The sequence below is a fragment of the Nocardioides sp. genome (assembly GCF_031397825.1).
Classification (GTDB): domain Bacteria; phylum Actinomycetota; class Actinomycetes; order Propionibacteriales; family Nocardioidaceae; genus Nocardioides.
This window is the reverse complement of sequence record NZ_JANNML010000029.1, coordinates 14402-29897: the sequence shown is the minus strand read 5'-3', so window position 1 is coordinate 29897 and position 15496 is coordinate 14402. Positions and strand designations below refer to the sequence as shown.

Sequence of the window (15496 nt, the reverse complement as noted above, 5' to 3'; positions counted from 1 at the left end):
ACGCCCTTGGCGGCGTTGTAGTCGGGCGCGATGTTGGGGACGTTGTCGAGCGTCGTGGTGAAGCGGCTGTTGGGGTGCGCCCAGGGCAGGGTGTCGCCCTCCTCGCGCTCCGAGATCGGGGCGCCCTTCCAGTCCAGCCAGCCCGTGGTGTCGGCCGGCGGCTCGGCGGTGCGGCCCTCCCACCAGACCTCGTGGGTCTGGGCGTTGTAGGCGATGTTGGTGAAGATCGTGCCGGTGCCCGCGTCGACCGAGTGGAGCGCGGTCGGGTTGGTGACCTCGTTGGTGTCCTTGGCGACACCGAAGACGCCGTACTCCGGGTTCATCCCGTAGAGCTTGCCGTCCTCCTCGTCCACCCACAGCCAGGCGATGTCGTCGCCGTAGAAGGAGACGTGGTAGCGCTCGCCGAGGGCGTCGGGGGCCAGCATCATGGCCAGGTTGGTCTTGCCGGAGGCACTCGGGAAGCCGCCACAGATGTGGTAGGTCTTGCCGGTCTCCTTGTCGTGGATCCCGATGAGCATGTACTGCTCGGCAAGGAACTTCTTCGAGGCCCAGCCGTCGTACGCCGCCTGGCGCAGGCCGTGGGCGATCTTGCCCAGGAGCGCGTTGCCGCCGTAGGACGAGCCGAAGTGCAGGATCGTGCGCTCGTCGGCCACGGTCACGAAGTAGCGCTGGTCGTCGGGGGTGCCCTGGCCGAGGTTCTCCAGGTCGCCGGTCACGTGGACGGCGCGCACGAAGCTGTCGGGGTCCTCCAGCTCGTTGACGAAGTCGATGCCGACCCGGGCCATGCGGATCATGTGCAGGACCACGGTGCGGGTGTCGGTGAGCTCGACGCCGGCGGCCCAGGGCGACAGCGTGTTGCCCGGAGGTGCCATGAGGTAGGGGATGACGTACATCGTCTTGCCGGCGGAGGCGCCGCGCATGCGGTCCTCGAGCATCGGCTTCATCTCCGAGGCGGGGCGCCAGTTGTTGTAGACGCCCTTGTCCTCGGGGTTGCTCGTCGCGACGATCGTGCGCTCCTCGGAGCGCGCGGTGTCCTTGTGGTAGCTGCGCGAGTAGTAGCGACCCTCGCCGGCGGGCTCGAGCTCGCCGGCCTCGAGTGCCTCCTGGATCAGGCGCGCGTCATCGGCGGCGCTGACCACCTCGACGCGCTCGGCGCCCGTGAGCTCGGCGTAGTAGTGGACGTATTCGCGGACCTTGGGGTTGGTGACCCCAGCTGCGTCCAGTGCGGCCTCGACATTGGGCATCGTTGCTGTTCCCTCTCGCGCATTCACGGCCAGAGCCCCGGGGCTGTGGTCCGCGCCGTCGAGCGTGTCGACGGAGGTGTCGTGGAGTTGTGGTTGCATCGCGCGGCTTCGTTGGCGGCGACAAGTTGCGGTGAGGCTACTCGTGGCGCTAATGGCGTCCTATTGGATCGTTCAACGGCACGTGTCCCACCTCACACACGCTCTGCTCACGGCGACCGATTTCAGCATCCCCGCGCAGGTCGGCTATTGTCATCCAGTCGTTCGGCACGCCCTACGACGAGCGCCTGTAGCTCAACGGATAGAGCATCTGACTACGGATCAGAAGGTTTGGGGTTCGAATCCCTACAGGCGCGCAAGGCACGAAAGCCCCTGACCGAGCGGTGCTCGGCAGGGGCTTTCGTCATGTCCAAGCCTCAGGCGTCCTCGCCCAGGATCTCCTCGGCCGCAGCCCGTCCGCGACGCAGCGCGCCGTCGACGTGCTGGTAGCCCTCGGAGGCCGTGTCGGAGCTGGCCCAGTGGATGCGGCCGACCGGCGCGGTCTGGTCCTTGCCCCAGCGCGACAGCCCACCGAGGTCGAAGCTGGCGGCGTAGGCGCCGCGGGTCCACTCCTCACTGGCCCAGTCGGACTCGTAGTAGACGACCGGGGCGAGGGCCTGCTCTCCGAGGTACTCCGCGATCGACCCGAGCACGGCGGCGCGCCGCTCGTCGGTGCTGAGCTCGAAGAGGTGGTCGGCCTTCTCGTCGGAGATGAATCCGACCAGGGTGCCGCGCGGGTCCTCGTGGTTGGTGTTGTCGTAGACCTCCTGGACCAGCGAGGTCGCGCCGAAGCAGGTGCCCGACAGGCCCTGCTCGCGCCAGAACGGTGTCTCGTAGACGGCGTGCACCTTGATGACCAGCCCCAGCGAGAGGTGCTGGTGCATCTGGTGCTGGCGGCGGGGGAGGGGCGGGACATAGCTGATGCGCGAGTAGAGGTTGGGCGGCACGGCGACGACGACGTGCCGAGCGGTGACCACGGCCAGGTCGGACTCGACGACCACGCCGTGCTCCGACGTGCGGATCGTGCGCACGGGGCTCCCGGTGACCACGCGCAGGTCGGCGGCCATCGCCTCCGAGACCGACTGCATGCCGCCGACGATGCGCCGGTCGAGGATGAAGGAGTCGTCGAGGAGGTTGCTGAAGGACCCGGCCGAGGCGGCCATGAGGACTGCCTGCAGGGCCGAGAAGGCGTGCGCGGGCTTGGTGAGCATGCCGCCGGCGATGAAGAGGCCGATGTTGTCGCAGGCCTCCTCTTCGCTGGACACCTCGCGGAGCCAGTGGTGGAAGGAGATCCGGTCGAGCTCGGCGGCGCGGGGATGCGCCCAGGGCTCGTGGCAGCCGATGTCGGCGGCGAGGTCGTCGAGCAGCGCGGTGAGGCGGTTCATCTCGGCCACGGTGGCCTCGCCCACGGGCAGGTCGATGCCGTCGTAGCGGACCACCTCGCCGTCCGGGGTGCGGTAGATCGACTGGCCCTCGCGGTAGCGCGGGTAGGTCTGCTTGCCGAGCTCGTCGAGCAGGCCCAGCAGCTCGGTCTGGTCGGGCGAGACCCACTGACCGCCGATCTCGAGGAAGGCGCCGTCGATCGTGTCGCTCCAGGTGCGCCCGCCCACGCGGTCGCGTGCCTCCAGCACCGCGACGCTGCGACCCGCGCCCTCGAGTCGGCGCGCTGCCATCAGCCCGGCGGGACCGGCCCCGACCACGACGACGTCGACGTCGAGCGTCTCGGGGAGGGAGGCTTCGGTCGGGGGAGTGGTGGTCATGAGTGCTCCGGACTAACGGATCGGACGGTGGGAATGGGGATGATCGATCTATATCGTAGCGAGATGCCGCGTTGACGACGCATTCCGCAGTCCATGACGCGGCTCGTGACAGGGAGTGGGATCGCGTGACAGAGTAGTTACTGACCGATCGGTCGCTAAATGGGCGGTGGCCCGCTCCGGAGGTGGACATGACGACGACGGCACGGACGTCGACGTACGACGACGAGACCGAGCTCCAGGCGGCGTTCGACGCCGTCATCGAGCGTCACGAGCGGATCGAGCCGCGCGACTGGATGCCGGAGAAGTACCGCTCGACGCTGGTGCGCCAGATCGCCCAGCACGCGCACTCCGAGATCATCGGGATGCAGCCGGAGGGCAACTGGATCACCCGCGCGCCCAGCCTGCGGCGCAAGGCGATCCTGCTGGCGAAGGTCCAGGACGAGGCCGGTCACGGGCTCTACCTCTACTCCGCGTGCGAGACGCTCGGCGTCTCCCGCGACGAGCTGACCCGGAAGCTGATCGACGGCACGCAGAAGTACTCCTCGATCTTCAACTACCCCACGCTGTCCTACGCCGACGTCGGCACGATCGGCTGGCTCGTCGACGGCGCTGCGATCTGCAACCAGGTGCCGCTGTGCCGGACCTCCTACGGCCCTTACGGCCGGGCGATGATCCGGGTCTGCAAGGAGGAGTCCTTCCACCAGCGACAGGGCTACGAGCTGCTGGCCACGATGATGCGCGGCACCGACGAGCAGCGCGCGATGGTGCAGGAGTCGGTCGACCGCTTCTGGTGGCCGGCGCTGATGATGTTCGGCCCCCCGGACGCCGACTCGCCCAACACCGAGCAGTCGATGGCGTGGGGGATCAAGCGCGACACCAACGACGAGCTGCGCCAGAAGTTCGTCGACATGTCCGTGCCCCAGGCGAAGGCCCTGGGCGTGAGCTTCCCCGACCCTGACCTGGTGTGGAACGAGGAGCGTGGCCACCACGACTTCGGCCAGCCCGACTGGGACGAGTTCATGGCGGTGATCAAGGGCAGCGGGCCCTGCAACGCGCAGCGCATCGCGCACCGCAAGCGCGCCCACGACGAGGGAGCCTGGGTGCGCGAGGCGGCCACGGCGTTCGCTGGTTTCGAGGCTCGCTCCGCTCGCACCTCGACCACCGTGGGGGAGCGATGAGCGGGGTCCAGGCCGAGTGGCCGCTCTACGAGATCTTCGTGCGCGGCAAGCGTGGGCTCAACCACGTGCACGTCGGCTCGTTGCACGCCGCCGACGACGAGATGGCGCTGCGTCACGCCCGCGACGTCTACACCCGCCGCAACGAGGGCGTGAGCATCTGGGCGGTGCGCGCCGACGCGGTCGCCGCGTCCAGCCCCGACGAGAAGGACCCGCTCTTCGCGCCGGCCGGCGACAAGGTCTACCGGCACCCGACGTTCTACTCCATCCCCGACGACGTCCCCCACATGTGATGAGCGACCACGACAGCGTCTACGACGGCCTGCTCGGCGACTCCGAGGGATGGGCCTTCGGTACGTCCTTCGAAGACCCGCTCGCAGGCGTCGACACCACGATCCCCGCGGGCGTCGACGAGCACGCACTGGCGACCTACTGCCTGATGCTGGGTGACGATGCCCTGATCTACAGCCATCGGCTGAGCCAGTGGACCAGCAACGCCCCCGACCTCGAGGACGACATCGCGCTGGCCAACATCGCGCTCGACCTCCTCGGCCAGGCGCGCCTCCTGCTGGCCCGGGCCGCGGCCGCCGACCCCGCCGTGGTGCCGACGCTGCCCGACGGCTCACCCGTCCCGCCCGAGGACACGCTGGCGTTCTTCCGCGACGAGGCGGGCTTCCGCAACGTGCGACTCGTCGAGCCCGACAACGGTGACTTCGCCGTCACGATCGCCCGGCTCCTGGTCTTCTCGACCTACCGGCTGGCGCTGCTGCAGCGGTTGCGCGTCAGCAACGACCCCGTGCTCGCCGCCATCGCCACGAAGGGGGTCAAGGAGGTCACCTACCACCGCGACTACGCCGGCCGCTGGTTCCTCACGCTCGCCCGCGGCACCGAGGAGTCGCGCCGCCGACTGCTCGCCGGGCTCGCTCTCGTCTGGCCGTCGTACGACGAGCTGTTCCGCACGCACCCCGTGGAGACCGCCGCGGCCGACCAGGGCTTCGGCGTCGACCCGTCCGGGCTGGCCGACGAGGTCGGGGTGGTCCTCGAGCAGGTCCTCTCCACCAGCGGGGTGGAGCGGCCGGACGTCGCGCCGACCGGCGCCGTCAACGGGCAGATGGGCCGCGGCGGACGCCACACCGAGGCCATGGGTCGGTTGCTCGCCGAGATGCAGGTGGTGGCCCGCGCCCACCCGATGGGGCTGTGGTGAGCACCCTGTCCCGCACGGCCGACCTGGAGCTGGCGCGCCGCGTGGCCGCCGAGGTCACCGACCCCGAGATGCCGATGCTGACCCTGGCCGACCTGGGGGTGCTCCGCGACGTCACGCAGGACGGCGAGACGCTCACGGTGACCATCACGCCGACGTACTCCGGGTGCCCGGCCATGGCGACCATGCGCGACGACCTGGTCCACCGGCTGGCGGACCACGGCTTCGACCGCGTCGACGTCCGGGTGAGCCTGACCCCGGCCTGGTCGACGGACTGGATCAGCGAGGAGGGCCGCCGCGCGCTGCGCGAGCACGGCATCTCCGCCCCGGGCCCGGCGCCATGCCACGACGGGCCGGTGCCGCTCAGCCTCCTGCCCACCAGGCGGGAGCTGACGTGTCCGCGCTGCGGCTCTGCCGACGTCCGGCTCACCTCGGAGTTCGGCGCCACGGCCTGCAAGGCGATGTATCGCTGCTCGAGCTGTCTCGAGCCGTTCGACCACGTGAAGGAGATCTGAGCCATGGCCCGAGCGAGCTTCCACGAGCTCACGGTCTCCGCCGTCGAGCACCTCACCGACGACGCGGCCGCCATCACCTTCGCCGTCCCCGACGAGCTGGTCGCCGACTTCGACTTCACCGCCGGCCAGGCGTTGACGCTGCGACGGATGATCGACGGCCAGGAGCACCGCCGCTCCTACTCGATCTGCGCCCCCGCGGGCTCGGCCCCGCGGGTGGGTGTGCGCGAGATCCCCGACGGCCTCTTCTCGTCCTGGCTGGTCCGCGAGGTCGCCGTGGGCGACGTCGTCGAGGTGCAGACGCCGACCGGCAGCTTCCGGGCCGACCCCACCACCACCGGCCGACACCTGTGCATCGCGGCCGGCTCGGGCATCACCCCGATGCTCTCGATCGCGTCGACCGTGCTCACCGACCCGACCTCGACGGTCACGCTCGTCTACGGCAACCGGACGTCGGGCTCGGTGATGTTCGCCGAGGAGCTGGCCGACCTCAAGAACCGCCACGGCGCCCGGCTCGACCTGATCCACGTGCTCTCGCGGGAGCCGCGCGACGTCGAGCTGTTCTCCGGACGTCTCGACGCCGACCGTCTGCGCCGCCTGCTCGGCGCGCTGGTGCCCGTCGGCGCGCTCGACCACGTGTGGCTGTGCGGGCCCTTCGGGCTGATCGCCGATGCCCGCCAGGTGCTGGGCGAGCTCGGTGTCCCTGCCGAGCGCGTGCACTTCGAGCTCTTCTACGTCGACGAGCCGCCGCCGGAGCTCGTGCGGCAGGACGCGGTCGTCGAGGGCGAGGTCAGCGAGGTGACCATCGTGCTCGACGGTCGCACGACCACCGCGCCGATGCCGCGGAGCCGGTCGATCCTCGACGCCGCGGCGGCGACCCGCCACGACCTCCCCTTCGCCTGCAAGGGCGGGGTGTGCGGCACCTGTCGTGCCCTGGTGCCCTCGGGCGAGGTGGACATGCGCCGCAACTACGCCCTCGACGACGACGAGGTCGCACGCGGCTTCGTGCTCACCTGCCAGACCCACCCCGTGAGCGACGCGGTCACGGTCGACTTCGACGCCTAGGGTCGCGGGCACGTCCGACGCAACGCCCCGGGAACGACGCGACCCGGCTCCGGGCGACCTCAGCCCGAGCTGAGCCCTGCGAAGGCCATGTCGGTGATGGAGCGGGCGAGGGTGTCCACGTCGACGGGTCCGTCGGGGCGATACCACTCGACCACCGAGTTCACGAGGCCGAAGAGCAGGCGGCTGATCAGCTCGGGCGCGATGTCGGAGCGCACGGCGCCCTCGTCCACGGCCGCGGAGACGAGCGCGGCCAGCTTCTCGTCCAGGACGCGTCGCCGCTTCAGCGCGGCCAGCTCCACGTCGCTGTTGCCGCGCACCCGCAGCAGCAGCGTCACCGCCGGCAGGTGGTCGACGAGGATCCGCACGGACCGCTCCACGACGGCGCGCAGCCGCTCGTCGGCGGACCCGGCGGCGAGCGGGCCCGTCGCCTCGTCGATCGCAGCGGTCAGCTCGCCGAGCGCCTCGTCCAGCGCCGCCGAGAGCAGGTGCTGCTTGCTCGGCACGTGGTGGTAGATCGCCGACTTGGTGAGACCGAGGTCCTGGGCGATGTCACCGATGCTGGTCGCGTCGTAGCCCTGCTGGTTGAACAGGTCGATCGCGCGGCGGAGCACGGTCTCCTGGTCATAGCCCGGCCGACCGCGTCGGGCTGCCTGCACCTGCGGGTCCGCCGTCATGCCCGAAGGCTCTCACGCGATGGTCGTCAGCGACCGACGGGAGTCCTCGCGTCAAGCCAGGCGTCGACCGCCTCGTAGGCGAGCCGCCGCGGCTCGGCGAGCGACAGGAAGACGTCGTGGCGCGCGTCGGGGATCGGTACGACGGTGGTCTGGCCGCCGAGGCACCCGGCCCAGCGCGCGATCTGGCGCACGTCGAGGACGGTGTCCGCGCGGTCGCTGGCGTCGCTGTGCGTGCGGGAGTAGTGGGTCTTGTCCGAGCGGACCACGAGCGAGGGGACGCCGACGTCGAGGCCCTGGTGCAGCCTGGCGTGCCCTCGTCGTACGGCGTTGAGCCAGCCGACCGTGACCGGGAAGCCCTCGAGCGGCTTGAGCGCCACGTCGTAGTCCCACTCGCCGGTCCCGCTGATGTGCAGGCTCCGGCCGTAGACGGAGTCGGAGAGGTCGAGGTCGCGGAAGGGCTGGACCCGGGCGAGCACGCGCAGCGCCTGGGTGAACGGCCCGCGCATGACCGGCTTGCCCTGCAGGTCGAACCACGGGCTGTTGAGCACCAGCCCGGTCACCGGCGCGACGCGACCCGCGCGGCGACGACGGTCCAGCCACAGGGGTGTGATCAGTCCGCCGGTGGAGTGCGCGACGACGGTGACCGGAGCGTCGGGGTGCGCGGCGGAGATCAGCGCGAGCGACTGCTCCAGCTCGGCGTCGTAGTGCTCGAGGTCGGCGGCGTAGTGGGCCGTCTGGCCGTCGCGACGCGCGCGACCGCACTTGCGCAGGTCGAGGCCGAAGAACGCGTGGCCCCGCTCGGCGAAGAAGTCGGCGAGCTCGGTCTGGAAGAAGTAGTCGGAGAAGCCGTGCACGTAGAGCACCGCGCCTTTGACGGCCTCGTCGGGCTTCGTCGTACGACGCACGAGGACGGCTGCCGCGTCTCCCTCGCCGTCGGGGTCCGGGCCGAGGTCGAGCGCGAGCTGCTCGTAGCCGTCACCGAGGACGTCGGGCTGCCAGCTCACGCGCCGACCCGCTCGGGTGTCTTCACCGGCACCAGGGCCTTGTCGAGCGGCGTGCGCAGCGTGGTGATCGAGTCGAGCACGTAGTTCTGCCGGACCTGCCAGGGGCGGCGGTCGCCCTGGCGGGGGAAGGAGCCGATCGAGCGCTGGACGTAGCCCGACGCGAGGTCGAGCAGCGGCTGCGGGGTGAGCTCGGTGTCGGGCCTGGCGACCACGGCGGTGTGACCCTGGCTCGCCATCCAGCCGAGCACCTTGGTCACGAGGCGGTGGGTGAGGTCGGCGCGCAGCGTCCACGAGGCGTTGGTGTAGCCGATGCAGATCGCGAAGTTGGGGACTCCGGTGATCATGGCGCCGTTCCAGACGTACTGCTCCGACAGCTCGACGCGCTCGCCGTCCACGTGCGGCTCGATGCCGCCGAAGGCCTTGAGGCGCAGGCCGGTCGCCGTGACGATGATGTCGGCCTCGAGCGTCTCGCCCGAGGTGAGCAGGATGCCCTCGGGCACGAAGCGCTCGATGGTGTCGGTCACCACGGCGGCCGAGCCCTTCTTGATCGCCACGAAGAGGTCGCCGCTGGGGATCGCGCACAGGCGCTGCTCCCAGGGGTTGTAGGTCGGGGTGAAGTGGTCGGCGACCATCTGCTCGTCGCCGAGGAACTTCGCGCTCATGCCGGTCAGCAGCTTGCGCGCGGACTCGGGGCGACGCTTGCAGAACTGGTAGACCGCCGTGGCGAACGCGATGTTCTTGGCGCGGACCACCTGGTGGGCCAGGCCGGCGGGCAGCACCGCCTTGATGAGCGCGGCCTTGGCGTCCTTGCTGGGCACGGCGCTGATCCAGGTGGGCGTGCGCTGGAGCATCGTCACGTGCGACGCGGCGCCCTCGCCCTCGAGCAAGGAGGGGACCAGCGTCACGGCGGTCGCGCCGGAGCCGATCACGACGACCCTCTTGCCGCTGTAGTCGAGGGTCTCGGGCCAGAACTGCGGGTGCACGACCTCGCCGGCGAAGTTCTCGGCGCCGGGGAAGGTGGGCGCGTGCGGCTCGTCGTAGTCGTAGTAGCCGGCGCAGGAGTAGAGGAAGCCGCACGTCAGCTCACGGGTCTCCCCGGAGCGGGTGTCCTCGAGCGTCAGGCGCCAGTGGGACTCGGTGGTGTCGAAGTCGGCCGCCACGACCTTCGTCGCGAAGGTGATGTGCTCGTCGATGCCGAAGTCGGTCGCCGTCTCGCGGATGTAGTCGAGGATCGAGGCGCCGTCGGCCAGGGACTTGTCGCCCGACCAGGGCTTGAACGAGTAGCCCAGCGTGTACATGTCGGAGTCCGACCGCACGCCCGGGTAGCGGAAGAGGTCCCAGGTCCCGCCCAGGCTCTCGCGCATCTCGAGGATGGCGTACGACGTGCCCGGGCGCTCGGTCTGCAGGCGGTAGGCCGCGCCCACGCCGGACAGCCCGGCGCCGACGATGACGACGTCGAGGTGGGGGGTGCTCTGCTGAAGGCTCATGCCTCCAGTGTCGCGGATCGTCCGGGTCGAGTTCTTGACCTCACGCGACAGTTCTTTGACTCTGCGCGACACGTCGCACGGCGCGCGGTGTCTGACCCCACCACCGCCGCGAGGCCCGGGTGAGCGCCGACTGCTCGGAGAGGCCGATCAGGCCGGCCACCTGCGACAGCGGCAGGTCGGTCGTCTCGAGGTAGCGTCGGGCGACCGAGGAGCGCACCTCGTCGAGGATCAGCGCGAACGACGTGCCCTCGTCGGCGAGCCGCCGCTGGAGCGTGCGCGGGTGCAGGCTCAGCATCCGCGCGACCGCGCCGATCTCGGGTGCACCGGTGCCGAGCAGCTGGTCGACGGCGCTGCGCACCGTCGGCGCCACCAGCGCGGCCTCGGCCGGCGAGCTCTCGGCCAGGTGCTGGAGCGCGAGCTGGCGCACCCGCTCGTCGCTGCCGGTCAGCGCCACGTCGTTGAGGCGGCTCGGGAAGCGCAGCAGCGCGCTGGGCCGGTCGAAGCGCACGGGCGCTGCGAAGAACGCCTCGTAGGTCGCGGGCGGCGCCAGCGGCGGGTGCGGCAGGTCGACGCTGAGCAGGTCGTAGTCGTCGTCGCCCACCAGGGAGCGGATCGCGCGGTGCAAGGAGCCGAGGCACAGGTCGGTGCCCTGCGGCGGCGGGGCGACGCCCGGAGCGGTCACGTCGTAGCGGAGGGCAGCGACCCCGTCGACGCCGTCCGGGTCGGGCTCCAGGGTCAGGCGCATCGCCGGCGCGTGCAGGAAGAGGTAGCGCGAGGTGCACTCCAGCGCCTCGGCGACCGTCGGGGCGTTCTGGATCGCCAGCGCCAGCGGACCCAGCAGCGACAGGTCCTGGTGCCCGGCGACCCGGAGCCCGAGGTCGGGGCAGTCGAGGTCGGCGGCGGCGAGCTCGAGCGTCGTCGCGGCCGCGACGTCGGGCATCAGGATGTCGTCGGCGTCGAGCGCCGCCGGATCGAGCCCGCCGAGGCGCGCGTAGTGGTCGGCGTCGCCCCTCAGGGCCGTGATGGTCGCGCGGAGCCCGCGCAGCCCCGCCGAGCGGATGAACGGCATGCGACCAGGGTCTCAGACCCGAGGAATTCTCAAGGTCGCGAGACCACGCTGATGCCTGTCGCCCGGGGACGACTCACACGGGACGAGACGACGGGGGACCGCGATGACCACGATGAAGCGACGTGACCTGCTCAAGCTGGGCGGACTGGGGGCGGGCGTCACCGCGCTCGGCATGACCGTGCCCCTGGGCCAGTCGGTGAGCACGTCGGACTGGATCAGCACCTCGGCGAAGCCGGCACGGTTCGCCCGCGCGCTGCGGGTGCCCATGGCGATCACGCCGACGCGGATGGTGGACGAGTACGGCGACTACCTGCTCTACGAGATCACCGAGCGGGCCGCCAACCTGCAGATCCTCGACCCCGGGGCCCCGTCGACACCGGTGCTGGGCTACTCGGTCGGTGGAGGCGGGCCGACGATCCCCGGCCCCCTGATCAAGGTGGAGCAGAACACCAGGGTGCGGGTGCGCGTCACCAACGCGCTGCCGACCATGCACCCGACCTTCGGCTACGGCGGGGTCGCGACCTCGGTGCACCTGCACGGGTCGGCCTCGCTGCCGCAGTACGACGGCTTCGCCGACGACATCACCTCGCCGGGACAGTACAAGGACTACTGGTATCCGAACTTCCAGGGCCCGCGCACGCTGTGGTACCACGACCACGGCGTGCACCACACCGCCCAGAACGCCTACAGCGGGCTCTTCGCGCAGTATCACCTGCACAACCCCTGGGAGCGGGAGAACCTGCCGCAGGACGGATTCGACATCCCGCTGATCATCTCCGACGCGATGTTCGCCCAGGACGGGACGCTGGCCTACCTCGACCGCAACCACTCGGGGCTGTGGGGTGACGTGATCATGGTCAACGGCGTGCCGTGGCCCTACCTCAACGTCGAGCGCCGCTTCTACCGCTTCCGGGTCCTGCTGGCGACGGTCTCGCGCTCGATGAACCTCAAGCTCGTCAACACCCGCACCGGCGCCGTGCTCCCGACCTATGTCGTCGCGACCGACGGTGGGCTGATGGTGCCCCAGCAGGTCACCAGCTGGCGCCACGCCGGGGCCGAGCGCTACGAGATCATGGTCGACTTCAAGGACTGCCGCATCGGCGACACCGTCGAGCTGCGCAACGCGAGCAACAAGAACAACGTGGACTACCTCCACACCGGCAAGGTGATGCAGTTCCGGGTGACCTCGGAGGCCACGGACTCCCGGTGGAACCAGGTGCGCACGCCGCCGACCGAGGAGATCCACCCGGTGATGCGCGCGACCAGGAGCATGGCGCGGCGCACGCGCGACATCAAGCTCGAGCACGACGACGTCACCAACGAGTTCCTCATCAACGGGATGTCCTGGGAGGACGTCCAGGCCCAGAGCTGGAACATCTTCACCTCTCCCGGCGACTGGCCACGATCGGGTGACATCGAGATCTGGCGGATCGAGAACAAGTCGGGCGGTTGGTTCCACCCGCTCCACATCCACCTCGTCGACTTCCAGATCCTCTCGCGGAGGGGAGGCTCGGGTCGGGTGCAGCCCTGGGAGAAGGGGCCCAAGGACGTGGTCTACGTCGGCGAGGGCGAGATCGTGGAGGTCCTGGTCAGCTACACCATGGCGCCGAAGACCTACCCCGACGGCAGCTCCACCGGACAGGCCGGCCTGAGCGGTGATCGCGGTGGGCGCTACATGATCCACTGCCACAACCTCGCCCACGAGGACCACGACATGATGGGGCAGTTCTTCGTGGCGGGCGCCGACGGGGCCGTCGACCTCTCCTGGTCGCACGCCAACCACCCGGTCACCGCAGCGCCGCCGGTCTGAGCCTTGCCGACATGGGACGCGGTCCCCCGGGAACGCCCGGGGGCGGCGCAGCGACCGGCCCCCTGGTCGCTGCGCCGTCGTCGTCCGGTCACCTTCGGACGGACTGGCGCCCTCGCGATCCTCCTCGTGACCGTGACCGTGGTCGGCGTCGTGCTCGTGCGCGCCCTCGTCGCGAGCCCGGTGCGCGTGGAGTCGGCCAGCATGCAGCCGACCTTCGCCGTGGGGGACGTGCTGCTGGTGAGCCGCACGCCACCCGACGTGGACGACGTACGGCGAGGCGACCTGGTCGCCTTCGTCTCGCCCCAGGACGGGCGGCCCACGCTCAAGCGGGTCCTGGGCCTTCCGGGCGAGGCGCTGGTCATCCTCGACGGGGTGCTCTACGTCGACGGGCTGGCCGTGGCCGAGCCCTACGTCGACCACGAGCTGGTCGACGGCTACTTCAGCAAGACCTTCAGCGTCCCCCCGGACGCGGTCTTCGTGCTCGGCGACAACCGCGGCAACTCCATCGACTCCCGCGACTACGGGGCGGTGCCGGCCGGGGATCTGCTCGGCCGCGTCGTGGTGCGGATCTGGCCGCCGGGCGACTGATCCCCGCCGCGGTGGGCCAGGCGCAGCATCGGCAGGAGGCTGAGCGCGGCGACGACGCCGACGAGGGCGCCCGCGAGGCGCTGGTCGGCGACCGGGTCGGCCCCCTCAGGCCCGTGCGCGATGAACCACGAGCCGGCCAACAGCTGGTCGCCGAGACGCAGCTGGACGGCGAGCACGAGCAGGCAGGTGGTGACCACGGCGAGGCCCAGCGCGCGCTCCCCGGTGCCCCGCATCGGCCAGAGCAGGATCGAGCCGCACACGATCGCGAGTGCCAGCAGCAGCTCGTGCGTCCACACCGAGCGCAGAGACAGCTCGATGAGCGGCGTGCGATAGGTCAACAGCAGCAGCGCGACGACCACCGTGCTTCCGGTGAGCGGGTGCGCCCACAGGCTTGAGCGCCGGGCGGGGAGGCGGCCGTGGTGCGCGAGCAAGGTGAGAGGGGCGCCGATCGCGAGCAGCGCGGGGACCACGAGCAGGGCGACGAGGAGCTGGGTCACCTGCGCGCTGAGCAACGCCGGCGCATAGCGCCCGAGGCCGGAGCACAGGTCGACCAGCGCGACCAGGAGCCCGGCGGTCCAGGCGACCGTCCGCGTCACCGGCCACGTGGTGCCCGCTCGGGCCAGGCGTCGTACGCCGTGCAGGTAGGCCGCCAGGGCCACGCTGAGCGCCAGCACCACGATCGCGTCCACCCGCCAGTCGAGGACCAGCCGGGCGAGGGAGACCGGGGCGAGGGGTGCGACGGCGGCGGTGTGATCGCTCGTCGCGGTGTCGGGCTGCGGGACCGGGGTGCGGGAGAGCGCGGACGCCGAGCCGAAGGCCGCACCCATCAGCAGGAGCTCGGTCGCCGCCAGCCGGCGGAACGCTCCGTCCCGTCCGTCGGCGACCTGGCGCAGGGCACGGCGCCGCTGCTGGTGACCGAGGAAGCCGAGACCGACGAGGAGCGCCGCCTTGAGGGCGAGCACCGCGGCGTAGGGGCTGGTCCATGCGGTCACCGACGCGTCGAGGACCGCGAGGGCCGCGATGACCCCCGACCCGGCCAGCGCCGCGAAGGCGCCCAGGGCCACGACGCTGAAGCGCGGCAGCACCGCGGCGGCCGCGCTCCGGTGGCCCCGAAGCACCACGAGGAGCGCGGCCAGTCCGCCCACCCAGAGGGAGGCGGCGGCGACGTGCACCACCAAGGCGGCCACGGTGAGGTCAGGGTCGTCGGTCGAGGCGGCGTGCCCGGCCGCCGCGAGCGGGACCAGCGCTGCCAGGCCGATCGCCAGCAGGAGACGCGCGCTGCGCGGGGAGGCCGAGGATCTCGTGGCGAGCGCCAGACCTCCGGCGCCGAGCAGCGTCAGCGCCAGCCCGGCGCCCTGCTGGTTCGACGACGCGGTCCAGAGCAGGTGCGGTGTGAGCCGGTGCGCCGGCACCCCCGCGGTGTCCGCCGCCTCGAGGACCACCAGCACGGACGCCCCCAGCGCCCAGGCGATCGCCGTCCTGCGCCCCAGCGACAGGGCGCGGGCTCGCGCCCGCCCGGCGTACGACCGCTCGGGCAGCAGCGTGGCCACCAGCAGCGCGCCGGTCGTCAGCGCCGCGCCCAGGTCGACCCAGAGTCCGGCGCCACGCAGTGCCCAGCCCGTGGCGCTCCCGGCATCGGGGAGTCCGCCCGGCAGGTCGACCGGACCGCCTCCGGCTCCGAGCAGCACGAGCAGCCCGACCGTGACGGCGGCGACCGCGGCCGGCAGCACGGTGGCGAGCGCCCGGTCCCGCGGTCTGGGAGCGAGGTGCATCCGGTCAGCCTGGGCGGATGTCCTTGTAGAAATCTGGGGCGCGGCCCCCGACCACCCGGATGGGTGGTGGGGGCCCGCTGCGTGGGCCATGGCCCTGGT

14 protein-coding genes and 1 tRNA gene are annotated in these 15496 nt (G+C 71.2%); 8 read left to right on the top strand and 7 right to left on the bottom strand.

Annotated elements, in window-relative coordinates:
- The coding region (locus RMN98_RS02000) for a phosphoenolpyruvate carboxykinase domain-containing protein (protein ID WP_309647129.1) at nucleotides 1-1244 on the bottom strand (1244 nt) is incomplete at its 3' end.
- Nucleotides 1245-1524: 280 nt separating this feature from the next.
- Here RMN98_RS02000 and RMN98_RS01995 point away from each other — a divergent pair.
- Nucleotides 1525-1597, top strand: a tRNA-Arg gene (locus tag RMN98_RS01995).
- 60 nt (nucleotides 1598-1657) lie between these two features.
- Here RMN98_RS01995 and RMN98_RS01990 read toward each other — a convergent pair.
- Complete coding sequence (locus RMN98_RS01990; protein ID WP_309647128.1) at nucleotides 1658-3040, bottom strand: NAD(P)/FAD-dependent oxidoreductase; 1383 nt, start codon at nucleotides 3038-3040, stop codon at nucleotides 1658-1660.
- A gap of 188 nt (nucleotides 3041-3228) precedes the next feature.
- Between RMN98_RS01990 and paaA the strand changes: the two genes are divergently transcribed.
- From paaA to paaE, 5 genes are read left to right on the top strand one after another with little or no spacing between them, the layout of a single operon-like run.
- Nucleotides 3229-4218, top strand: coding sequence for a 1,2-phenylacetyl-CoA epoxidase subunit PaaA (gene paaA / locus RMN98_RS01985; protein WP_309647127.1), 990 nt, complete (start codon nucleotides 3229-3231; stop codon nucleotides 4216-4218).
- Nucleotides 4215-4508: a 1,2-phenylacetyl-CoA epoxidase subunit PaaB gene (paaB, locus tag RMN98_RS01980; protein ID WP_309647126.1), complete on the top strand. Its 294-nt coding sequence runs from the start codon at nucleotides 4215-4217 to the stop codon at nucleotides 4506-4508. The genes paaA and paaB overlap by 4 nt, the downstream gene beginning before the upstream one ends.
- A complete protein-coding gene (gene paaC, locus RMN98_RS01975) occupies nucleotides 4508-5419 on the top strand; it encodes a 1,2-phenylacetyl-CoA epoxidase subunit PaaC (RefSeq protein WP_309647125.1) in 912 nt (303 codons plus the stop codon). The genes paaB and paaC overlap by 1 nt, the downstream gene beginning before the upstream one ends.
- Nucleotides 5416-5931, top strand: a complete 516-nt coding sequence (gene paaD, locus RMN98_RS01970) for a 1,2-phenylacetyl-CoA epoxidase subunit PaaD (RefSeq protein ID WP_309647124.1) — start codon at nucleotides 5416-5418, stop codon at nucleotides 5929-5931. The genes paaC and paaD overlap by 4 nt, the downstream gene beginning before the upstream one ends.
- 3 nt (nucleotides 5932-5934) lie before the next feature.
- The gene (gene paaE / locus RMN98_RS01965; RefSeq protein WP_309647123.1) at nucleotides 5935-6993 is read left to right on the top strand and encodes a 1,2-phenylacetyl-CoA epoxidase subunit PaaE; all 1059 of its coding nucleotides are present in this window, start codon (nucleotides 5935-5937) and stop codon (nucleotides 6991-6993) included.
- Nucleotides 6994-7052: 59 nt separating this feature from the next.
- Here paaE and RMN98_RS01960 read toward each other — a convergent pair whose 3' ends face one another.
- From RMN98_RS01960 to RMN98_RS01945, 4 genes are read right to left on the bottom strand one after another with little or no spacing between them, the layout of a single operon-like run.
- Nucleotides 7053-7667 (bottom strand): TetR/AcrR family transcriptional regulator, encoded by a 615-nt coding sequence (locus tag RMN98_RS01960; protein ID WP_309647122.1) that lies wholly within the window; start codon nucleotides 7665-7667, stop codon nucleotides 7053-7055.
- A gap of 26 nt (nucleotides 7668-7693) precedes the next feature.
- On the bottom strand, nucleotides 7694-8671 hold the full coding sequence (locus RMN98_RS01955) for an alpha/beta hydrolase (RefSeq protein WP_309647121.1): 978 nt from the start codon (nucleotides 8669-8671) through the stop codon (nucleotides 7694-7696).
- Complete coding sequence (locus RMN98_RS01950) at nucleotides 8668-10158, bottom strand: NAD(P)/FAD-dependent oxidoreductase (RefSeq protein ID WP_309647120.1); 1491 nt, start codon at nucleotides 10156-10158, stop codon at nucleotides 8668-8670. Before RMN98_RS01950 ends, RMN98_RS01955 begins: the two co-directional genes overlap by 4 nt.
- 40 nt (nucleotides 10159-10198) lie before the next feature.
- Entirely contained in the window at nucleotides 10199-11227 is a 1029-nt protein-coding gene (locus RMN98_RS01945; protein WP_309647119.1) for an AraC family transcriptional regulator ligand-binding domain-containing protein, read from the bottom strand.
- 103 nt (nucleotides 11228-11330) lie between these two features.
- On the opposite strand from RMN98_RS01945, the gene RMN98_RS01940 reads away from it, so the two are divergent.
- Nucleotides 11331-13037 carry a multicopper oxidase domain-containing protein gene (locus RMN98_RS01940; RefSeq protein ID WP_309647118.1) on the top strand — a complete coding sequence of 569 codons (1707 nt, stop codon included), beginning with the start codon at nucleotides 11331-11333 and terminating at the stop codon, nucleotides 13035-13037.
- A gap of 126 nt (nucleotides 13038-13163) precedes the next feature.
- Nucleotides 13164-13625, top strand: a complete 462-nt coding sequence (gene lepB / locus RMN98_RS01935; RefSeq protein WP_309647117.1) for a signal peptidase I — start codon at nucleotides 13164-13166, stop codon at nucleotides 13623-13625.
- On the opposite strand, the gene RMN98_RS01930 is transcribed toward lepB, so the two are convergent.
- Nucleotides 13556-15397, bottom strand: a complete 1842-nt coding sequence (locus RMN98_RS01930; protein ID WP_309647116.1) for a cytochrome c oxidase assembly protein — start codon at nucleotides 15395-15397, stop codon at nucleotides 13556-13558. The two genes, lepB and RMN98_RS01930, sit on opposite strands and share 70 nt — an antisense overlap.
- Nucleotides 15398-15496: the final 99 nt, after the last annotated feature.

Coding starts and splice junctions, on each gene's coding strand:
- paaE (WP_309647123.1), top strand. CDS start 5,935: ATGGCCCGAGCGAGCTTCCACGAGCTCACGGTCTCCGCCGTCGAGCAC.
- RMN98_RS01930 (WP_309647116.1), bottom strand. CDS start 15,397: ATGCACCTCGCTCCCAGACCGCGGGACCGGGCGCTCGCCACCGTGCTG.
- RMN98_RS01945 (WP_309647119.1), bottom strand. CDS start 11,227: ATGCCGTTCATCCGCTCGGCGGGGCTGCGCGGGCTCCGCGCGACCATC.
- RMN98_RS01960 (WP_309647122.1), bottom strand. CDS start 7,667: ATGACGGCGGACCCGCAGGTGCAGGCAGCCCGACGCGGTCGGCCGGGC.
- paaC (WP_309647125.1), top strand. CDS start 4,508: ATGAGCGACCACGACAGCGTCTACGACGGCCTGCTCGGCGACTCCGAG.
- paaA (WP_309647127.1), top strand. CDS start 3,229: ATGACGACGACGGCACGGACGTCGACGTACGACGACGAGACCGAGCTC.
- RMN98_RS01940 (WP_309647118.1), top strand. CDS start 11,331: ATGACCACGATGAAGCGACGTGACCTGCTCAAGCTGGGCGGACTGGGG.
- RMN98_RS01990 (WP_309647128.1), bottom strand. CDS start 3,040: ATGACCACCACTCCCCCGACCGAAGCCTCCCTCCCCGAGACGCTCGAC.
- RMN98_RS01950 (WP_309647120.1), bottom strand. CDS start 10,158: ATGAGCCTTCAGCAGAGCACCCCCCACCTCGACGTCGTCATCGTCGGC.
- paaB (WP_309647126.1), top strand. CDS start 4,215: ATGAGCGGGGTCCAGGCCGAGTGGCCGCTCTACGAGATCTTCGTGCGC.